This window comes from Bradyrhizobium sp. RT6a (assembly GCF_040547675.1).
Taxonomy (GTDB): domain Bacteria; phylum Pseudomonadota; class Alphaproteobacteria; order Rhizobiales; family Xanthobacteraceae; genus Bradyrhizobium.
The window spans coordinates 435395-455050 of the sequence record NZ_JBEPQC010000001.1; the positions used below are offsets into that span (position 1 = coordinate 435395).

At 64.5% G+C, this 19656-nt stretch carries 17 protein-coding genes; 11 read left to right on the forward strand and 6 right to left on the reverse strand.

Features of this window, described 5'->3' with window-relative positions; genetic code table 11:
- Positions 1 to 207: 207 nt before the first annotated feature.
- The 3 genes from ABIC03_RS02245 to alr all read left to right on the forward strand — a co-directional run bounded on the left by ABIC03_RS02245 (position 208) and on the right by alr (position 5057).
- Positions 208 to 1458, forward strand: coding sequence for a cyclopropane fatty acid synthase (locus ABIC03_RS02245; RefSeq protein ID WP_354055158.1), 1251 nt, complete (start codon positions 208 to 210; stop codon positions 1456 to 1458).
- A 758-nt stretch (positions 1459 to 2216) separates the two neighbouring features.
- Positions 2217 to 3725 (forward strand): replicative DNA helicase, encoded by a 1509-nt coding sequence (locus tag ABIC03_RS02250; RefSeq protein WP_007592031.1) that lies wholly within the window; start codon positions 2217 to 2219, stop codon positions 3723 to 3725.
- Between the two features lie 51 nt (positions 3726 to 3776).
- Entirely contained in the window at positions 3777 to 5057 is a 1281-nt protein-coding gene (alr, locus tag ABIC03_RS02255; RefSeq protein WP_354057474.1) for an alanine racemase, read from the forward strand.
- A gap of 12 nt (positions 5058 to 5069) precedes the next feature.
- Here alr and ABIC03_RS02260 read toward each other — a convergent pair whose 3' ends face one another.
- Positions 5070 to 5288, reverse strand: a complete 219-nt coding sequence (locus ABIC03_RS02260) for a hypothetical protein (protein WP_354055161.1) — start codon at positions 5286 to 5288, stop codon at positions 5070 to 5072.
- Positions 5289 to 5328: 40 nt separating this feature from the next.
- Between ABIC03_RS02260 and ABIC03_RS02265 the strand changes: the two genes are divergently transcribed.
- Positions 5329 to 6099, forward strand: a complete 771-nt coding sequence (locus tag ABIC03_RS02265; protein WP_354055163.1) for an exodeoxyribonuclease III — start codon at positions 5329 to 5331, stop codon at positions 6097 to 6099.
- Between the two features lies 1 nt (position 6100).
- Here the strand turns inward: ABIC03_RS02265 and ABIC03_RS02270 are convergent, their stop codons facing one another.
- The 3 genes from ABIC03_RS02270 to ABIC03_RS02280 form a co-directional block, all read right to left on the reverse strand.
- Positions 6101 to 6916: a hypothetical protein gene (locus ABIC03_RS02270; protein ID WP_354055166.1), complete on the reverse strand. Its 816-nt coding sequence runs from the start codon at positions 6914 to 6916 to the stop codon at positions 6101 to 6103.
- 98 nt (positions 6917 to 7014) lie between these two features.
- The gene (locus ABIC03_RS02275; protein WP_106943263.1) at positions 7015 to 7383 is read right to left on the reverse strand and encodes a GFA family protein; all 369 of its coding nucleotides are present in this window, start codon (positions 7381 to 7383) and stop codon (positions 7015 to 7017) included.
- A 320-nt stretch (positions 7384 to 7703) separates the two neighbouring features.
- A complete protein-coding gene (locus ABIC03_RS02280; protein WP_354055168.1) occupies positions 7704 to 8570 on the reverse strand; it encodes a L,D-transpeptidase in 867 nt (288 codons plus the stop codon).
- Between the two features lie 193 nt (positions 8571 to 8763).
- On the opposite strand from ABIC03_RS02280, the gene ABIC03_RS02285 reads away from it, so the two are divergent.
- The 7 genes from ABIC03_RS02285 (at position 8764) to ABIC03_RS02315 (ending at position 16867) form a co-directional block, all read left to right on the forward strand.
- On the forward strand, positions 8764 to 9489 hold the full coding sequence (locus ABIC03_RS02285; RefSeq protein WP_275167228.1) for a sulfite exporter TauE/SafE family protein: 726 nt from the start codon (positions 8764 to 8766) through the stop codon (positions 9487 to 9489).
- 101 nt (positions 9490 to 9590) lie between these two features.
- On the forward strand, positions 9591 to 11036 hold the full coding sequence (gene radA / locus ABIC03_RS02290) for a DNA repair protein RadA (RefSeq protein ID WP_027517500.1): 1446 nt from the start codon (positions 9591 to 9593) through the stop codon (positions 11034 to 11036).
- Positions 11037 to 11202: 166 nt separating this feature from the next.
- Positions 11203 to 11832 (forward strand): CvpA family protein, encoded by a 630-nt coding sequence (locus ABIC03_RS02295; protein WP_007592055.1) that lies wholly within the window; start codon positions 11203 to 11205, stop codon positions 11830 to 11832.
- 27 nt (positions 11833 to 11859) lie between these two features.
- Positions 11860 to 13365 (forward strand): amidophosphoribosyltransferase, encoded by a 1506-nt coding sequence (purF, locus tag ABIC03_RS02300; RefSeq protein WP_007609288.1) that lies wholly within the window; start codon positions 11860 to 11862, stop codon positions 13363 to 13365.
- Between the two features lie 137 nt (positions 13366 to 13502).
- The gene (locus ABIC03_RS02305) at positions 13503 to 14243 is read left to right on the forward strand and encodes an SDR family NAD(P)-dependent oxidoreductase (protein ID WP_354055172.1); all 741 of its coding nucleotides are present in this window, start codon (positions 13503 to 13505) and stop codon (positions 14241 to 14243) included.
- A 78-nt stretch (positions 14244 to 14321) separates the two neighbouring features.
- On the forward strand, positions 14322 to 15470 hold the full coding sequence (locus tag ABIC03_RS02310; protein WP_354055174.1) for an NHL repeat-containing protein: 1149 nt from the start codon (positions 14322 to 14324) through the stop codon (positions 15468 to 15470).
- Positions 15471 to 15640: 170 nt separating this feature from the next.
- Positions 15641 to 16867, forward strand: coding sequence for an ABC transporter substrate-binding protein (locus ABIC03_RS02315; RefSeq protein ID WP_275167232.1), 1227 nt, complete (start codon positions 15641 to 15643; stop codon positions 16865 to 16867).
- A 112-nt stretch (positions 16868 to 16979) separates the two neighbouring features.
- Here the strand turns inward: ABIC03_RS02315 and ABIC03_RS02320 are convergent, their stop codons facing one another.
- Positions 16980 to 18236 carry a TCR/Tet family MFS transporter gene (locus tag ABIC03_RS02320; RefSeq protein WP_354055177.1) on the reverse strand — a complete coding sequence of 419 codons (1257 nt, stop codon included), beginning with the start codon at positions 18234 to 18236 and terminating at the stop codon, positions 16980 to 16982.
- Positions 18233 to 19615 carry a ribosome biogenesis GTPase Der gene (gene der, locus ABIC03_RS02325; protein WP_354055179.1) on the reverse strand — a complete coding sequence of 461 codons (1383 nt, stop codon included), beginning with the start codon at positions 19613 to 19615 and terminating at the stop codon, positions 18233 to 18235. Before der ends, ABIC03_RS02320 begins: the two co-directional genes overlap by 4 nt.
- Between the last annotated feature and the right edge of the window lie 41 nt (positions 19616 to 19656).

Below are 19656 nucleotides of genomic sequence, written 5' to 3' on the forward strand. Positions count from 1 at the left end.
TGAGCCGCGAATGGAAGCAGGCTCCGCGCGCAAGGATGTGATTAAGCGGTTTTGGAATATCCGCTTTGAGCACAGCGCAATAGCGAGCCCCGGACACCTCCCTAGATTTGGATGCAAACGCATAGGAACCGCTGAGATGGCCGGGCGTAGGGTGTGAAGGCCGGGTTAGTCGCATCTCTTCGGGTTCGCTCGAGAGGATGGGTGCCGATGGACCGATTGTTGCGTCAATTCCTGTCTCAGTTCATCCGCCGCGGGTCGATGACGGTGACCACGGCGAACGGCTCGAAGTTCACCGTCGGCGACGGCTCGGGCGAACCGGTTGCAGTCCGCTTCGTCACCGCGGACGCAGAGCGGAAGATCCTCGTCAATCCCGAACTCGGGCTTGGCGAGGCCTACATGGACGGCGAGTTCGTGGTCGAGCGCGGCACCATAGCTGATGCCCTCGCGATCCTGCTCGATCAACCCGACCTATTGCCGCACTGGGCAAAACCCTGGTGGCACCTGCGCTATCTGGTGCGGCACCTGAAGCAGTTCAATCCGCGCCCGCGCTCCCGCAGCAACGTCGCACATCACTACGATCTCGATGCAAGGCTCTATTCGCTCTTCCTCGACGCCGACAAGCAATATAGCTGCGCCTATTTCGAGACGCCGGAGAGCACGCTCGACGATGCGCAGCTCGCTAAGAAACGGCACGTCGCCGCAAAGCTGCTCGTCAAAGGCGGCCAGCGCGTCCTCGACATCGGCTCGGGCTGGGGCGGACTTGGGCTCTATCTCGCCGAGATCGCAGGTGCTGACGTCACCGGCATCACGTTGTCGACCGAGCAGTTGCAGATCGCCAATGCGCGCGCAGCCGAAAAGGGCCTGACCAGATCGGCCAAATTCCTGCTTCAGGACTATCGCGACATCGCCGGCCCGTTCGATCGCATCGTCTCGGTCGGCATGTTGGAGCATGTTGGCGCTCGCTTCTACGAAATCTACTTCCAGCGCTGCGCCGAGCTGTTGGACAAGGATGGCGTCATGCTGCTGCACTCGATCGGCCGCTCGCAGGGCCCGGACTCCACCAATCCGTGGATCGCCAAATACATCTTTCCCGGCGGCTACATCCCTGCTCTCTCCGAGGTGCTGCCAGCCATCGAGCGGGCGGGCCTGCTGGTCTGCGACATCGAGATTCTTCGCCTGCATTACGCCGAAACGCTGAAGGCATGGCGCGAGCGCTTCATCGCGCGGCGCGAAGAAGCCGTGCAGCTGTATGACGAGCGCTTCGCGCTGATGTGGGAATTTTATCTCGCTGCCAGCGAGATGACGTTCCGCAAGCAGGATATGATGAACTTCCAGATTCAACTCACGCGGCGTCAGGGCGTCGTGCCGATGACACGCAATTACATCGCGCGTGAAGAAGCCCGGCTGCGGGCCATCGAAGCCGGCGCCAAGCCGAGGCTGAAGCTGGCTGGTGAATAAATCCTAGTGGCGCAGGGTCGAAATCGGAGCGGACCGGAAAGACGCCGTTAAGGCCAATTGCATCCGCAGTGCCTTCAGGATTTCGGGGGCGACCGGCTCCCGACGCACTTCCGGCCGCTCAGCGTGCTCCATGGCCGCGATCAACCCCGACAGCCAAAGTTGGCTGCCTGCTTCGCTTCGCCAATTCCGGGGCTGCCGTTCTGGCCGCATCGCTTGCCTCATTCCCTGGTGGCAGATCGGGAGACAACCCCCCGCCCGCTTGCCTGTTCCCGGCTGTACTCCCGAAAGAATCCGGGGAGATGTGATCTGCTTCACATAAGTCTCGTCGGCCCTGGCTTAGACCGTCGCCATGAGCAACGAGACCAAAACCTCATTCGACGTGCAGGACGACCTCCGCACCGATTACGCCCTGATCGCTACGGGCGTCGGGGCGGCCCTGGTTGCGCTGGTCTACCTCCTGCTGGTCTGAACCGAGCCGAAAGCGCCCAGCGTGCGTCATTTCGCGCGCGTCTCGATATGTCAGCCCGCCAACCCATCAGGTTCACTTCATCCGACGTTTTCCGCGGCGCGGCAGCCGCCGCTTCCAAGCTGCGACCTGGTTCCACGAAAGTCCGTCAAGCGCGGCGCATGCTGCGGCGGCCAATCATCCACCATTTTAATGATCGGTTGATAGCGGCGAGCTTTTGCTTCCGCTTTGGGCTGAGGCGGCGCTTTATCCCGGCCCCGCATCCGCCCCAGAAAATTGCTATCGCTCGACCATGGCCCTAACTGATTCGAACGTTCTCAAACTCGCGCCCGAAGCCGGAACTCCCGCCTATCGAAGCGCGCCGCATAATATTGAAGCGGAACAGAGCCTTCTGGGCGCAATCCTGGTCAACAACGACGCGTTTTACCGCGTCTCCGACTTCCTGGAGCCGAAGCATTATTTCGAGCCGCTGCACCAGACCATCTTCGAGACCGCCAGCAGCCTGATCCGGATGGGCAAGATCGCGACGCCCGTCACGCTGAAGACCTTCCTGCCCGCCGACACCGATATCGGCGGCATGACCATCGGGCAGTATCTGGCACGCCTCGCCGCCGAAGCGACCACCATCATCAATGCGCAGGATTATGGGCGCACCATTTACGATCTAGCATTGCGACGCGACCTGATCGGCATCGGCGAGGACATGGTCAATGTCGCCTATGACGCCCCAGTCGACTTCGCGCCGCGGGCGCAGATCGAGGATGCCGAGCGCCGCCTCTACGAACTCGCCGAATCCGGCCGCTATGACGGCGGCTTCCAGAAATTTTCGCAGGCGCTGACGCTTGCGGTCGATCTGGCCGCGAAAGCGTTCCAGCGCGACGGAAAGCTGTCGGGCATCTCGACGGGCCTGCGCGACCTCGACACCAAGATGGGCGGGTTGCAGCACTCCGACCTCATCATCGTCGCCGGCCGTCCCGGCATGGGCAAGACGTCGCTTGCAACCAACATCGCCTACAACGTGGCCCGGGCCTATGTCGGAGAACTCCAGGCCGACGGCACCATGAAGGCCGCCCATGGCGGCGTCATCGGCTTCTTCTCCTGCGAAATGTCGGCCGACCAGCTCGCCACGCGTATCGTCGCCGAGCGCACCGGCATTCCCTCCTCGTCGATCCGCCGCGGCGGCATCTCGGAGGCCGATTTCGAGAAGATCCGCGAGGTCTCGATCGAGCTCCAGTCGCTGCCCTTCTATGTCGACGAGACCGGCGGTCTCTCGATTGCGCAGCTCATGGCGCGCGCGCGCCGGCTGAAGCGGCAGAAGGGCCTCGACCTCATCGTCATCGACTACATCCAGCTCTTGTCGGGTTCGGGCAAGCGCAGCGAAAACCGCGTGCAGGAAATCACCGAGATCACGACCAGTCTGAAAGCGCTCGCCAAGGAGCTCAGCGTGCCCGTGATTGCGCTCTCGCAGCTCTCGCGCCAGGTCGAGTCGCGCGACGACAAGCGGCCGCAGCTCTCGGACTTGCGCGAATCGGGCTCGATCGAACAGGACGCCGACGTCGTGCTGTTCGTCTATCGCGAGGAATATTACCTCGGAAACAAGGAGCCGCGCCCGGGCACGCCCGAGCACGAAAAATGGCGTCTGGACATGGATCTTGCGCATGGCAAGGCCGAAGTCATCATTGGCAAGCAGCGCCACGGCCCGACCGGCACCGTCGATGTGGCCTTCGAAGCGTCGATCACACGGTTCGGCGACCTCGCGCCGGACAGCCAGGTGCCGGACCGCAGCGGCAACGACTACTGAGTTCTGTGGGTTGAACCCGACCGGCCTCTTGCGTAAAACGGCGCCATGACAATGGCGTCCGACCCGAAAATCATTCCGCAATCCGGCCTCCTCTCCGCGGAGGCCAATCAGGCAGCCGCGCTCGCGACCTTCGGCGGCGTGCTCACCGTCGATCTCGACGCCATCATCGCCAATTGGCGCAAGCTCGAGAAGACGGCGGTGCCGGCCGAATGCTCGGCGGTGATCAAGGCAGATGCCTATGGCTGCGGCGCCGAGCAGGTCGCGCGTGCCCTGAACAAGGCCGGCTGCAAGACCTTCTTCGTCGCCACCATCGAGGAAGCGCGCAAGGTGCGCGCGGCGGTGCCGGAGCCTGCGATCTACGTGCTCGGCGGCTATTTCCAGAACACCGGCGAGCACTACGCCCAGATCAACTGCCGCCCCGTGATCGGCGATCTCAACGAACTCGCCGAATGGGACGTGTTCTGCCGCCGCACCGGCTGGACCGGTGGCGCCGCCATCCACATCGACACCGGTATGAACCGGCTCGGCCTGACGCTTGCGGAAGCGCAGGCCATCATCCCCCGCATCAACGCCGGCGATCACGGCATCACGCTGGTGATGAGCCATCTGGTTTCGGCCGAGCAGCTCAACAACCCGGTGAACGCCAAGCAACTCGCGGCCTTCCGAGGCATCGCCAGCGAATTCTCCGGCGTGCCGGCGGCACTCGCCAATTCGTCCGGCGTCTTCCTCGGCGCGCCCTTCCAGTTCGACATGGTGCGGCCGGGCGCCGCGCTCTACGGCGTGAACCCAACGCCGGAGGCCGACAATCCGATGCAGCCGGTGGCCGATCTCAAGGCCCGCATCGTGCAGATCCGCAACGTCGAGCGCGGCGAGAGCGTCGGCTATGGCGGCACCTGGACCGCACGGCGGCCGACGAAACTCGCGATCATCGCGGTCGGTTATGCCGACGGCTATTTTCGCGCCGCAAGCTCCAGTGACGGCACCCGCGGCGCCGAGGTCATCGTCGCCGGCAAGCGCTGTCCGGTCGCCGGCCGCGTCTCGATGGATCTGATCGCGATCGACATCACCGATCTGCCGCCCAACGCGGCGCGGCGCGGCCACATGGTGACGCTGCTTGGCGAGGGCATCACCGTCGACGAGCTCGCGCATCATTTCGGAACGATCGGCTACGAGGTGCTGACCAGCCTCGGCCGCCGCTACGCCCGCATCTACAAGGGGGGGAATGTTGTGGAGCCGCTGGCCAAGCCGGCTCCCGCGCAGGCGGTCGAGCAGCAGACGCCCGCGCCGCCGCCGATCGAACAGCCCGCAAGCCCGCCGCCGCTGCCGGGCTGAGCAGCTCGCCGCTTACTTCTTTTTCCTGCTGTCCAGCGCCGTCTTGCAGGTCGCGCTGAGCTGATCGCGCTTGCTGTTGAGGCAAGCGACGATGCCACCGCCCGGCGCAAGGCCGGCGCAGAATTTGTCATAGTCCGCCTTGCACGCGCCGCGCGGATCGGATGATTGTGCCGAGGCGCCCCCGGAGAACGCAACGGCGACGGCGATAACGGCAAAGCTCAACTTGGACATTGTTTCTCCGGTAACGGAAGGCAGGAGCCGGTAGCTCTACATGAAGATCGCGACGTTCAACATCAACAACATCAATCGCCGCCTGCCCAATCTGTTGGCATGGATGCGAACGGCGAAGCCAGATGTCGTCGCACTTCAGGAGTTGAAGGCAAGTGATGGCGAATTTCCGGCGGCCGCGATCGAAAAGGCCGGTTACGGCGCAGTGTGGTGTGGACAGAAGACCTGGAACGGAGTCGCCATCCTGGCCCGCAATGCCGAGCCCATTCTCACCCGCGATCGCTTGCCCGGAAAGCCCGGCGATCACGAAGCCCGCTACATCGAGGCCGCAGTACGCGGTGTCATCGTCACCAGCATCTACCTGCCGAACGGCAATCCGCAGCCGGGACCGAAATTCGACTACAAGCTCGACTGGTTCGCGCGCCTCAAGCGCCATGCCAGGACGTTGATCAAGCAGGACCTGCCCGTGGTGCTCGCCGGCGACTACAACGTTGCGCCTGATGAGATCGACATCTATCCGACGCGCTCGTGGGACAAGGATGCCTTGATCCAGCCGAAGAGCCGTGCGGCTTTTGCCTCGCTGGTGGCACAAGGCTGGTGCGATGCGATCCGCGAACTGCACCCGGAAAAGCGCATCCACACCTTCTGGGATTACAAGCGAAACCGCTGGCCGCGCGATGCGGGCCTGCGGCTCGATCATCTCCTGCTCAGCCCTGCCCTCGCCTCACGCCTGGCAAAAGCCGGTGTGGACAAGAAGGTTCGCGGCGAGGAAGGCGCGAGCGATCACGCACCGGCATGGGTCGTGCTGCGCTAGGTCAACGCCCGTAATACTCTTGCACCGTGTCCCACGCTGCTTTCTGCAGCAGCTCCACCGTCGGCGCATCAAGTCCCATCGTGTAGGAATTGCCGACCGGTGAGCGGCCCGTCAGGGCAGCGAACGTCACGCAGGTCGACAGATACGTGCCTGCGGGGCTCGGGTGCCGCTTGTCCGGCGCATACAGATTGAGCTCGGGCTGCAGCTTGCGCACGCGTGCGAAGGCCAGGCCTGCGGGGATCACCAGCGCATCATTGGCATTGCCGGCGATCGTGTAGGCCTCGGCCAACGCTTCCGTCATCTCAGGCTTGTCGGCGTACGCCCAGGACATGAACAGGACCGGCCGCATGCCATGGGCGCGGACGATCTCGCTGTCCTTCTTCACGAAGGTCGCGAACGCGTCCTTCAATTGCGGATGGATCGGGCACTGGCTGCAATCCATCATGACGACGGCGTCGTACTGCCTGCCCGGCTTGTTGAAGACGACGTTGTTCTGCTCGTCGAACGAATAGGCGCCGAGGCCGCCCGCCCGCAGCAGGTTCTCCATGTCGTGCCAATCGAGGCCTGAGCCGCCGATCGTCGCCATGGTATTGCGATAGGCCGCCTTGTTTTCGGGATACGCAGCCCGCTCCATGAAGGAGAGATGCCCGGGCATGCCGTTGTTGTAGTAGAAAAAGCTATTGCCGACGAACAGCGTGGCTTTGGGGAAATCCGGTCCTGATGTGGCGACCTTGGGCTTGGTCTGCGCCTGCGCATTGAAGCCGGCTACAACGGCCAGACACATCGCGAGCATCACTCGCGCGAAAAGACGCATCATCGGCTTCCTCCCTGTTCTATCGGGCCGGAAACAGATCAGCTTTTCAAGAAGGCCTCAAGAGCACGGGCGAGCAGCAGACATGCGTGAGAAGCCCATGCTCACCACAAATTCTTGCCGTCGATCATGGTCACCGGCACGGCCTCCAGATCGAATTCGTCGAACAGGCGCGCGTTGACGCCGACCCTGGGATTGTCGAAATCGGGCTTGCCGGTCGACCAGTCCGGCGACTCCGAATAGGTGCCGCAGCCGCAGCTTGCGCAGAAATGGTGTTTGACCGTGCGGCTACCCCAGAGATAGGTCGCGACGTTCTCCGCGGGCGACAGCAGCCGAAACTGCGCCGGCGTGTAATAGGCCCACAACGCGCCGCGCTTGGCGCAGAGCGAGCAGGTGCAACGGGTCACGCTCGAGGGCGCCTCCGTCACTTCGAACACCGTCTCACCGCAATGACAGCTTGCCTCGATCGGCATGACCCGCTCTCCGTTTTGTCAGGAGATGGTCGTAGCCCGCCCCTGCTGCCAACATGCTGTCAGCAGCGCGCAGCCGGCCTTGCCCCATGTGCTGCGAGCACCGACTTGCCGCGCCAACTCAACAAAAACATGAAAAACAACCCCATGCACAGTAGCCGACCGCTGGCGAATCAATGGGTTACGCATACTCCGAAACGCAGGTTTTCACCGGTCGAGACACTTCGCCCGACACGCAAACGGTGCGATGGGCCAGGAGCTGACCTCGTGGCGCCTTGCATTGGCGCCTTGTCCTCAGTTGCAGGATGGCGACGGAGGACGCGTTACCGGGCCTCGGCGATCTTCGGCCCAGATGACGGCATCTGCGCGTGAGTTGCCGGGAACCGGTTCGACGGCGATGCCGGGTCCGGTAATCGGAAAGCGGCGTCGGCCGGCGCTCCCTGGGGTGGTCGGCGGGCAACGGTCGTCGGAAGCACGATCACCTTCGCGCCGACTTTCACGCGATCATAGAGATCAACGACGTCCTCATTGGTCAGCCGGATACAGCCGGACGAGACCCGCTTCCCGATCGTATCGGGCTTGTTGGTGCCGTGAATTCTATATTCCGTTTCGCCCAGATACATCGCCCGAGCGCCAAGCGGGTTGCCGGGACCGCCTGCCATGAACCGCGGCAGATAGGGCTGACGCGAGACCATCTCCGCAGGCGGATGCCAGTCCGGCCATTCTGCCTTGCGAGCCACCGTCTGCTCACCGGACCATGTGAAACCTTCGCGGCCAACACCGATGCCGTAGCGCAGTGCTTGCGCGTCGTTCAGAACGAGATAGAGGAATGTGTTCTTGGTATCGATGATCACGGTGCCCGGAGTCTGGCGGCTGGCGTAGTCAACCACCTGCCGAACGAATGCTCCGGGAACGTCGGCCGCTTTGGGCGGTTCGACCAGAGGCGCCGGGGCCGGAAGCGGAGCCGGAGCCGGGGCTGACGGTGATGCATGAACTGGCGTTGAGACGTAAACCGGAGTTGACGACGCTTGGGCTTCGTGCGCGGACGACTTTCGTGTCGGTTGCACGTTCGCCGGCCCGGACAGCAAACCGTACCCCAAGGCGGCGACGGCCACGGCGCCAATTGCAACTCTTGCGGCCATCGGGATTGCGAACGTCTCCGCCTTTCCGCGTTTGGCCCGCTTACCCATACTCTTTCCCCCAGGTCACCATGCCCACGAGAGGTACCCAGTAAAATTTAAGAAACTTCGAAGCGATTTCGCTCAGGCTGGAACCTCAGCGATGGTTAACGCCGGCTCTCGTTCGCAGGATAGGGTTCCCTCGCCTCGCGGATCGCCCGCGCCGCTGGCCGCGGCTAAACTCTCCCGATTCGTGGAGACCGTTTTGGCTTTCCTCTTCGTCCTCATCGTCGGCCTCGTCGCAGGCACCATTTCCGGCATCGTCGGCACGGGCTCGTCGATCATGCTGATGCCGGTGCTGGTCTATGCTTACGGGCCCAAAGAGGCGGTGCCGATCATGGCGGTGGCCGCTGTCATGGCCAACTTCTCACGAATCCTGGCTTGGTGGCGCGAGGTCGACTGGCGGGCCTGCGCGGCCTATTCGGTGACAGGCATTCCGGCCGCCGTGCTCGGCGCGCGGACGCTGCTGGCCCTGCCCTCGCACGCCGTCGATCTTGCCATCGGCGTCTTCCTGATCGCGATGGTGCCGGTGCGCCACTGGCTGGCGCGGCACGATCTCAAGGCCAATCTCTGGCATCTGGCGATCGGGGGGGCCGTCATCGGTTACCTCACCGGCATCGTCGTCTCCACCGGCCCGCTCAGCGTCCCGCTATTCCTGTTCTACGGCTTGTCCCGGGGCGCCTTCCTCGCGACCGAAGCGGCTTCTTCGCTCGGGCTCTATGCCGCGAAATCAGTGACCTTCGAACGGTTCGGGGCGCTGACCGGCGACGTGTTCGTCAAAGGCCTGGTCGCAGGATCGTCGTTGATGGCGGGCGCCTTCATCGCAAAACGCTTCGTGCTGCGCCTGAAGCCGGAGATGTTCCGCGTGGTGATGGACGCGATCATGATCGTGGCCGGCCTCTCCATGCTCTGGAACGCCGCGCAGGCGTAGCCGGGCTTCGGGGTGCGCCCGGGCTCACTCTCTCGACCCGTCATTCCGTGCTATCAGCAAACCTGAAACTCCCGACTCGCTGTCCCGAACTCGCTGTCCCCATGGCCAAGAACACACTTTCCTTCGTCTGCCAGAACTGCGGCGCGGCCTATAACCGCTGGCAGGGCAAGTGCGAGTCCTGCGGCGAGTGGAATACGCTCGCGGAGGAGGACACGACCGGCAGCGTGCCGGTGTCGATCCGCTCCAAGCGAAAGGGGCGGACCTTCGCGCTGGAGAGCCTGTCCGGAAAAACCCAGGACGCCCCGCGTCTGTCCTCGGGCATGACGGAGCTCGATCGCGTCACCGGCGGCGGCTTCGTCCGCGGCTCGGTGCTTCTGGTCGGCGGCGATCCCGGCATCGGCAAGTCGACGCTGCTGACGCAGGCCACAAGCCTGCTCGCGCGCGCCGGGCACCGCGTCGTCTATATCTCCGGCGAAGAGGCGGTCGCGCAGGTTCGGCTGCGCGCCGAACGGCTCGGGCTGTCGGATGCGCCGGTGCAGCTCGCCGCCGAAACGTCTGTTGAGGACATCGTCTCGACGCTGTCTGAGGGCGCGGTGCCCCGGCTGATCGTGATCGATTCGATCCAGACGATGTGGACCGACACGGTGGAATCGGCGCCCGGCACGGTGACGCAGGTGCGCGCCTCGGCGCAGGCCCTGATTCGTTTTGCCAAGAGGACCGGCGCGGCCATCATCCTGGTCGGCCATGTCACCAAGGACGGCCAGATCGCCGGCCCCCGCGTGGTCGAGCACATGGTCGATGCGGTATTGTCGTTCGAGGGCGAAGGCTCGCAGCAATTTCGCATCCTGCGCGCCGTGAAGAACCGTTTCGGGCCGACCGACGAGATCGGCGTGTTTGAGATGACCGGGCTTGGCCTGCGTGAAGTCACCAATCCCTCCGAGCTGTTCTTGTCGGAGCGCGATCTCGGCACGCCCGGCACCGCAGTCTTCGCGGGCATCGAGGGCACAAGGCCCGTTCTGGTCGAATTGCAGGCGCTGGTGGCGCCCACTTCGCTCGGCACCCCGCGCCGGGCCGTGGTCGGCTGGGATCCGAGCCGGCTGTCGATGGTGCTGGCGGTGCTGGAAGCCCATTGCGGGGTCAAGCTGTCCGGCCACGACGTCTATCTGAACGTCGCGGGCGGCCTGCGCATCCACGAGCCCGCGGCCGATCTGGCCGCCGCCGCGGCGCTGGTGTCCTCGCTGGTTAATGCGCAGTTACCCACCGATGCGGTCTATTTCGGCGAGATCTCGCTGTCCGGCGTGGTGCGCCCGGTGGCGCAGACCCCGGCCCGGCTGAAAGAAGCGGCAAAACTCGGCTTTCAGCGTGCCGTGCTGCCCGAATCGGCCCGGGGCGAAGCCGGCGGTGATGCCGGCCTCTCGCTCAACGCGATCAACAGCCTGACGACATTGGTCGCCGAGATCGCCGCACGCGGCTCCCGGCGGGGCGACTCGAGTGCGCCGGCGGAGAAAAATGCCACACCGGCAAGATTCCGCCGTGGAGAGGGTTAGCCGGTGGTGACGTCCCCCGCCCTCGCCGCTATACAGCCGTCACAAAAGCAGCATGGGATTGCGTGGTTGCGGCCTTGCCGGGAACGTCGTCTGGCCCTCACTTAGGGCGGGCGGCCAAACACCGATTCGCTGAGCACCTTGAAGTACGAGCGGACCAGACCAGCCGATGCCAGTAACTATCCTCGACCTGATCCTGCTCGGTGTGATGCTGATTTCGGGCCTGCTCGCCATGGTTCGCGGCTTCATGCGCGAAATCCTGTCGATCGCGGCCTGGGGCACGGCGGCAATCGTCACCCTTTATTCATTCTCGAAGCTGCTGCCGACCGCAAAGACCTACTTCAACAACGATACCGTCGCGAGCGTGGTCGTGGTCGCCGGCGTGTTCGTGGGCACTTTGGTCGTGGTCTCCGTGATCACGGTCCGGATCTCCGACATGATCCTGGATTCGCGCATCGGCGCGCTGGACCGCACCCTGGGCTTTCTGTTCGGGCTGGCGCGCGGGCTTTTGATCGTCGTGGTCGCGTTCCTGTTCTTCACCTGGCTGGTGCCGGACAAGCAGCGCCCGGATTGGGTCACGGGGGCCAAATCCCGCGTGGTGCTGCAGGGAACCGGCGATTGGCTGATGGCCCTCTTGCCTGACGACCCCGAGAACACCATCTTGAAGAGATTCAAGAAAAACAAACCAGATGAAGAGCAAACTGATTCCGAGCAGCAGCCTTCGGGCAGTGGCGACGGATACAGCAAACCGGCTCGTGACAGCCTTAAAAAGCTGATCGAGAAACCCGCGGCGCGTTGATAAGCCCTAACGAGAGGCTCGGACGAGATGCGAAATCCTGACCAGGACGCCCTACTTGATCTCGGCCCGGCCGCGCTGGAACTTCAAGACGATCTGGAGGGGGATACGCTGCGCGAGGAATGCGGCGTCTTCGGCATCTACGGCCACCCCGATGCCGCCGCCATCACGGCGCTCGGCCTCCACGCCCTTCAGCATCGCGGCCAGGAAGCCGCCGGCATCGTCTCCTATGACGGCGGCCGCTTTCATTCCGAACGCCGCCTCGGTCTCGTCGGCGACACCTTCTCCCGCCGCGAGGTGATCGACCGCCTGCCCGGCACAATGGCAGTCGGCCATGTCCGCTATTCCACCACGGGCGCGACCATCCTGCGCAACGTGCAGCCGCTGTTCGCCGAACTGAATGCCGGCGGCCTTGCTGTCGCCCACAACGGCAACCTCACCAACGGCCTGACGCTGCGCCGCGAGCTCGTGAAGAACGGCGCGATGATGCAGTCGACCACCGACACCGAGGTGATCCTGCACCTGGTCGCGCGCTCCAGGCGCAGTCGCTTCATCGAGCGCTATATCGACGCGCTGCGCGAGATCGAGGGCGCCTATGCGCTGGTGTCGCTGACCAACAAGAAGCTGGTCGGCGCGCGCGATCCGCGCGGCATCCGTCCGCTGGTGCTCGGCGAACTCGATGGTTGCCCGATCCTGACCTCCGAGACCTGCGCCCTCGACATCATCGGCGCACGCTTCGTCCGCGACATCGAGCCCGGCGAGGTGATCGTGTTCGACGAGAACGGTCAGGACATTCACAAGCCGTTCCCGCCGATCGCGCCGCGGCCCTGCATCTTCGAGTACATCTACTTCTCCCGTCCGGATTCCATCGTCCACGGCCGCTCGGTCTACGAGGTCCGCAAGGCCTTCGGTGCGCAGCTTGCGCGCGAGAGCCACGTGCCGGTCGACGTCGTGGTGCCGGTGCCGGATTCCGGCGTGCCTGCCGCAGTCGGCTACAGCCAGCATTCCGGCATCCCGTTCGAGCTCGGCATCATCCGCAACCACTATGTGGGCCGCACCTTCATCCAGCCGACGCAGGCGATCCGCGAATCCGGCGTGCGCATGAAGCATTCGGCCAACCGCGCCGCGATCGAAGGCAAGCGCATCATCCTGATCGACGACTCGCTGGTCCGCGGCACCACCTCAAAGAAGATCGTGCGCATGATGCGCGATGCCGGCGCCAAGGAAGTGCACTTCCGCCTCGCCTCGCCGCCGATCCTCTATCCCGACTATTACGGCATCGACCTGCCGGACCGCGGCGGTCTTCTTGCGGCGACGCATTCGCTCGAGGAGATGCGCGAGATCATCGGCGCCGACTCGCTTGCCTTCCTGTCGATCGACGGCATGTACCGCGCCATGGGCGAGCCGGGCCGCGACCCCGCCAATCCGAAGTTCTCGGATCATTGCTTCACCGGGGCCTATCCGACCCACCTCACCGACCAGACCCAGACCGAGCAGCAGCCGCGGCAATTGTCGCTGCTGGCGGAGGCGAGCTGACGGCGCAGCCGTCATCCCGGGGTGGTCCGCAGGATTTTCTTGCAACCTCTGGATTCCGGGTTCGATGCTTCGCATCGCCTCGGAATGACGGCGTATTGGGGGCTTGTCCCGGCCATCTACGCCTGTAAAACCCGGCCATGACAAATCCCCTCGCCAACCGCATCGCTCTCGTCACCGGCGCCTCGCGCGGCATCGGTTTTGCCACGGCAAAAGCGCTGGCCAGGGCCGGCGCGCATATCGTCGCCGTGGCGCGCACGCAGGGCGGGCTGGAAGAGCTCGACGACGAGATCCGCAAGGACGGCGGCAGCGCAACGCTGGTGCCGCTCAACCTGACTGATTCCGGCGGCATCGCGCGGCTGGGCGCCGGCCTGCACGAACGCTACGGCAAGCTCGACATCCTCGTCGGCAATGCGGGCGTGCTCGGCCCCTCCTCGCCGATCGGCCATATCGAGCTGAAGGCCTTCACCGACGTGATGGCGGTCAACGTCGCCGCGAACTTCCAGCTGATCCGCTGCATGGAGCCGCTGCTCAAGCAGTCCGACGCCGGTCGCGCGGTGTTCGTCACGTCCGGCGCTGCCAACAAGGCGACCGCCTATGTCAGCCCCTACGCCGCCTCCAAGGCGGCGCTGGAAACGCTGGCGCGCGCCTGGGCGCAGGAGACTGCGAATACGAAGCTGCGCGTCAATTTGTTCAATCCGGGCCCGGTCCGCACCCGCATGCGCGCGACGCTGATGCCGGGCGAGGATCCGGCGACGCTCGATACAGCCGAGCAGGTCGCCGAATTCATCGTGCCGATGTGCGCGCCGGATTGGACCGAGACCGGCAAGTTCTACGATTACAAGACCCGCAGCCTGATGAGTTTCCGCTCGCCGGCCTGATTGACTTGACGGCCTCCCCGCGATTGACTGCCCGCGCTCAAGCGGCAGCAAGCTGCAGGCCAAAAAAGGGAGGTTGCCATGGCGCCATGGCGGAATCGCGCAAGCTTTAAGCGTGCGCTCGCAAATGTCTCTCGCGTCCTCTCTGTCCTGATCGCGGCCGTCGCGTTTGCGCTTCCGGGCGCGGCAACCGCCGGCGATGTCCCGACCTTCGCGGTCGACGCTTCCTGGCCAAAGCCGTTGCCGAACAACTGGATCCTCGGCCAGGTCGGCGGCATCACCGTCGACTGGCAGGGCCACATCTGGGTGATCCATCGTCCGCGCTCGCTCACCGACGACGAGAAAGGCGCGAGCCTCACTCCGCCGCGTTCCAAATGCTGCGTGTCGGCACCGCCGGTGCTCGAATTCGACAGCGACGGCAATCTGCTGCGATCATGGGGCGGCGCGGGCGAAGGCTATGAATGGGTCGGCCGCGAGCACGGCATCGAGGTCGACGAGCGCGGCTTCGTCTGGGTCGGCGGCAATGCCGACAACGACAACGCGATCCTGAAATTCACGCTCGACGGCAAGTTCGTCGCCCAGATCGGCAAGATCGCGCCGAGCCTCGGCAGCAGCGACACGACGCAGCTCGGCAAGCCCGCCGAGACCGCGATCGACAAGGCTGCCAACGAAATCTACGTCGCCGATGGCTACGGCAATCGCCGCGTCATCGTCTTCGACGCGACCACTCTCGCCTACAAGCGGCATTGGGGCGCCTACGGCAACAAGCCCGACGACACCAAGCAGGCGGCGTACGATCCCAAAGCGCCGGTGTCGCAGCAGTTCGGCAATCCCGTCCATTGCGTAAAGCTCGCCAATGACGGTCTCGTCTACGTCTGCGACCGCATCAACAACCGCATCCAGGTCTTCAAGAAGGACGGCACTTTCGTGAAGGAGTTCTTCTTCGAGAAGAACACGCTCGGCAACGGCGCGGTGTGGGACATCGCGATCTGGCCCGATCCGAAGCAGACCTGGCTGCTCAGCGCGGACGGCGAAAACAACGAGATCAGGGTCATCAAGCGCGAGGACGGCAGCGTGGTCGGAAGCTTCGGGCACAGCGGCCGCAACGCCGGACAATTCCACTGGGTGCATGCCATGGCGATCGACACCAAGGGTAACGTCTATACCGCCGAGGTCGACACCGGAAAGCGCATCCAGAAATTCAAGTTGACGTCGGACGCGCTGAAATAGCGTCTCGACGCATTTTACCCAAAAGTTAACGGAGCGATGACGCTGCGACTCAGCGTCATCCGGCTTTAGGCGCATTGCCGCCGGCCGTGGGACACGGTAGAGCCATCAGCCGGAACAAGGCTCCCATCCAAGAGAGCTGTCCGCATGTTTGACAATGGAGGAAACCTTTTATGACGACGACGTTCGCGCGCCGCTCCGCGGCCCTTCTGGCCTGTGCCGCCTTCGGTTTTGCCACATCCGCCTACGCCCAGGACAAGACCGTCAAGATCGGCGTGCTTAACGACATGTCCAGCCTCTATGCCGACATCGGCGGCCCGAACTCCGTGGTCGCGATCAAGATGGCGGTCGAGGATTCCGGCCTGCTCAAGAAGGGCTGGAAGATCGACGTGCTGAGCGGCGACCACCAGAACAAGCCCGACATCGGCGTTAACATCGCCCGGCAATGGATCGACAACGACAAGGTCGATGCGATCGCGGACACGCCGAGCTCCGGCGTGGCGCTCGCGGTGAGCAACCTCGTCAAGGAGAAGAATGCGGTGCTGCTCAATTCGGGCGCCGCCACCGCGGACCTCACGGGTAAGGCCTGCACACCGAACACGGTCTCCTATACCTACGACACCTACATGCTCGCCAACGGTACCGGCAAGGCGTTGACCAAGGCCGGCGGCGACAGCTGGTTCTTCCTCACCGCCGACTACGCGTTCGGACATGCGTTGGAGCGCGATACCAGCGCCGTCGTCACCGCCAATGGCGGCAAGGTGCTCGGTGGTGTCAAGCATCCGCTCAACACCGCAGACTTCTCCTCCTTCCTGCTGCAGGCCCAGTCGTCGAAATCAAAGATCGTCGGTCTCGCCAACGCCGGCGGCGACACCACCAATGCGATCAAGCAGGCCGCCGAGTTCGGCATTGTGCAGGGCGGGCAGAAGCTCGCGGCGCTGCTGCTGTTCATCAACGACGTGCATTCGCTGGGTCTGAAGACCGCCCAAGGCCTGACCTTCACGGAATCCTTCTATTGGGACATGAACGACCAGACCCGCGCCTGGTCGAAGCGCTTCTCGGCGCTGGCCAGCAAGAATGCGATGCCCTCCATGACCCAAGCCGGCAATTACGCGATGGTGCTGCATTATCTGAAGGCGATGGACGCGCTCGGCGGCAACCCGCATGACGGTGCCAAGGTCGTCGCCAAGATGAAGGAGCTGCCGACCGACGACCCGCTGTTCGGCAACGGCCCGCTGCGCGCTGACGGGCGCCGTCTCATCCCGGCCTATCTGTTCGAGGTGAAGAAGCCCGAAGAATCGAAGGGACCGTGGGACTACTACAAGCAGATCGCCACGATCGCCGCGGAAGACGCGGCCAAGCCGCTCAAGGACAGCGAGTGCCCGCTGGTGAAGAAGTAAGAAGTCGTAGGGTGGGTTAGCTCTGCGGCTGCGCAAAGCGCAGTCCGCAGGGCGTAACCCACCTCTTCTCGCGCGTCGGACAAGGTGGCGGATTACGCTTCGCTAATCCGCCCTACGGTTCTGATCTCGCCGCTCCCAGCGCCCGCACCGCGATCGCCACGCACGCCACCATCAACACCGCCGCGAGCAGGAACGGCGCGCCGGGCAGCTGCCATGGCGCGCTGGCGCCGATGAAGTATGAAAACGTCAGCGTGAACAGGAACGGGCCGACGAGCTGCGACACGCTCTGCACGCTGGCGGTCGCGCCCTGCAACTGGCCCTGCTGATCGGGCGCGACCAGGCGCGTCATCAGTGATTGCATGGCGGCGCCCGAAATGCCCCACAGCGACATCACGGGAATGCCGATCCAGAACAGCGGCCCGGTCGGCGCCGCGCCGAAGATCACGAAACCGATCGCGCCACAGCACAGGCCCATCAACAAGGCGTTGCGCTCGCCGAGCACGCGCACGATCGGGCCGATCGCGAGCCCCTGCACCACCATGGCGCAGATGCCGACCATCGCCAGCGTCAACCCCACGGTTTTCGAATCCCAGCCGTAGCGATAGGTGGCGTAGAGCACGAAGGTCGAGGGCAGCACGACATGCGCGACCTGCGCGATGAAGTTGACGACGGACAACGCAGCGAGCACCGCGTTGGAACGCAGCAGGCGGAGCGCACCGAGCGGATTGGCGCTCCTCCAGCGGAACGGCGCACGCTTGTCCGGCGCCAGCGATTCCGGCAGGACGAAGAGCCCATAGAGCGCGTTGGCAAAGCTCAAGGCCGCCGAGGCCCAGAATGGCAGGCGCGGATCGATGTCGCCGAGCAGGCCGCCCAGCGCCGGGCCCAGCACGAAGCCGGCGCCGAACGCAGCCCCAATCCGGCCGAACACCGCCGCGCGCCGCTCCGGCGGCGTGATGTCGGCAATATAGGCAAAGGCAGTCGAGATGCTCGCCGAGGTAATGCCCGAGATGACGCGGCCGATGAACAGCCAGACCAGCGACGGCGCCAGCGCCATCAGCACGTAGTCGGCCGCGAGCCCGAAATTCGACAGCAGCACCACCGGCCGCCGCCCGAAGCGATCCGACAGCGCGCCGAGCACCGGCGAGAACACGAACTGCATCAGCGCCCAGGCGGTGCCGAACAGGCCGAAGATGCGGGCCGCATGCGCCGTGTCGTTGTCGACGAAGCTCTCGATCAGTTTTGGCAGGATCGGCATGATCACGCCGAGCGCGAGCATGTCGAGCAGGATGGTGACGAAGATGAAGGCGACCGCGCCGCGCCGGACCGGCGCAGCGCCTTGCGCCACCGCCTCGCCGGCCTCGTTGCTCACGACGGCCGCTTGCGCTTGTGGGCGAACGGATTCGCCTTCTCGCGCAGGGTGATACGCACCGGCGTGCCGGGCAGCTCGAAGGCCTCACGCAGCGAATTGGTGAGATAGCGCAGATAGGATTGCGGCACCGCGTCCGCACGCGAGCAGAACAGCACGAAGCTCGGTGGGCGGGCCTTGGTCTGCGTGATGTAATTCAGCTTCAGCCTGCGGCCGGACACGGCCGGCGGCGGATTGGCCTGGACCGCCTCCTCGAACCAGCGGTTCAGCGCCGCGGTCGACACACGCCTGTTCCAAAGCGCATAGGCATCCTGGATTGCCTGCATCAATCGATCGATGCCCTCGCCCATCAAGCCGGAGACGGCGACGATCGGCACGCCCTTGATCTGCGGCAGCAAGTGATCGGCATCGCGGCGCAGGTTCGAGATCGCACCGCCGCCTTTGCTCTCCATCAGGTCCCATTTGTTGACGGCGAGCACGACGGCGCGACCCTCGCGCTCGATCAGGTCGGCGATGCGAAGATCCTGCTCCTCGAAGCGGTTCTGCGCATCCATCATCATCACGACGACTTCGGCAAAGCGCACCGCGCGCAGTGCGTCGGCGACCGAGAGCTTCTCGAGCTTCTCCTCGATCCGCGAGCGCCGGCGCAGACCCGCGGTGTCGAACACGCGAAACTCGCGGCCCTTCCAATTGATCTCGACCGCGATGGAATCCCGCGTGGTGCCGGCCTCCGGGCTCGTCAGCAGACGCTCCTCGCCCAGCAGATGATTGATCATCGTCGACTTGCCGGCGTTGGGCCGGCCGACGATCGCGACCCGGATCGGACGCGTGGCGGCCTCTTCCTCGGTCAGCGGCTCGTCATCTTCGAACTCATCCTCCTCCACCGGCTCCGGCATCAGCACCCTAAGAGCGTCGTAGAGCTCACCCATGCCCTCGCCGTGCTCGGCCGAGATCTGGATGGGATCGCCGAGGCCGAGCGCGAAAGCCTCCATCGCGCCGGCATCGCCATGCTTGCCTTCGCTCTTGTTGGCGACGAGCAGCACCGGCTTGTTGGCCTTGCGGGCGAAATCGGCGAAGGCGCGATCGTTGGGCGTGAGGCCCATGCGGGCATCGATCACGAAGAACAGCGCGTCGGCCTGTGCGATCGCGGCCTCCGTCTGCTCCTGCATGCGGGCGGTCAGCGAACCCTTGGCGCCCTCATCGAGGCCGGCAGTGTCGATGATCGTGAAGTCGAGATCGCCGAGCCTGGCCTCGCCCTCGCGGCGGTCGCGGGTGACGCCGGGCAGGTCATCGACAAGCGCGAGCTTCTGCCCGACCAGGCGGTTGAACAGCGTCGACTTGCCGACATTGGGCCGGCCGATAATGGCAATCTTGAAGGACATGGGTCATTCGTGCGCTGCCGGAGCCGCGCCTGTCAATGAAA

Bases quoted from the DNA above. Each gene is read 5' to 3' on its own strand.
- ABIC03_RS02245 (WP_354055158.1), top strand. From the start codon at position 208: ATGGACCGATTGTTGCGTCAATTCCTGTCTCAGTTCATCCGCCGCGGG.
- ABIC03_RS02250 (WP_007592031.1), top strand. From the start codon at position 2,217: ATGGCCCTAACTGATTCGAACGTTCTCAAACTCGCGCCCGAAGCCGGA.
- alr (WP_354057474.1), top strand. From the start codon at position 3,777: ATGGCGTCCGACCCGAAAATCATTCCGCAATCCGGCCTCCTCTCCGCG.
- ABIC03_RS02260 (WP_354055161.1), bottom strand. From the start codon at position 5,288: ATGTCCAAGTTGAGCTTTGCCGTTATCGCCGTCGCCGTTGCGTTCTCC.
- ABIC03_RS02265 (WP_354055163.1), top strand. From the start codon at position 5,329: ATGAAGATCGCGACGTTCAACATCAACAACATCAATCGCCGCCTGCCC.
- ABIC03_RS02270 (WP_354055166.1), bottom strand. From the start codon at position 6,916: ATGATGCGTCTTTTCGCGCGAGTGATGCTCGCGATGTGTCTGGCCGTT.
- ABIC03_RS02275 (WP_106943263.1), bottom strand. From the start codon at position 7,383: ATGCCGATCGAGGCAAGCTGTCATTGCGGTGAGACGGTGTTCGAAGTG.
- ABIC03_RS02280 (WP_354055168.1), bottom strand. From the start codon at position 8,570: ATGGGTAAGCGGGCCAAACGCGGAAAGGCGGAGACGTTCGCAATCCCG.
- radA (WP_027517500.1), top strand. From the start codon at position 9,591: ATGGCCAAGAACACACTTTCCTTCGTCTGCCAGAACTGCGGCGCGGCC.
- ABIC03_RS02295 (WP_007592055.1), top strand. From the start codon at position 11,203: ATGCCAGTAACTATCCTCGACCTGATCCTGCTCGGTGTGATGCTGATT.
- purF (WP_007609288.1), top strand. From the start codon at position 11,860: ATGCGAAATCCTGACCAGGACGCCCTACTTGATCTCGGCCCGGCCGCG.
- ABIC03_RS02305 (WP_354055172.1), top strand. From the start codon at position 13,503: ATGACAAATCCCCTCGCCAACCGCATCGCTCTCGTCACCGGCGCCTCG.
- ABIC03_RS02310 (WP_354055174.1), top strand. From the start codon at position 14,322: ATGGCGCCATGGCGGAATCGCGCAAGCTTTAAGCGTGCGCTCGCAAAT.
- ABIC03_RS02315 (WP_275167232.1), top strand. From the start codon at position 15,641: ATGACGACGACGTTCGCGCGCCGCTCCGCGGCCCTTCTGGCCTGTGCC.
- der (WP_354055179.1), bottom strand. From the start codon at position 19,615: ATGTCCTTCAAGATTGCCATTATCGGCCGGCCCAATGTCGGCAAGTCG.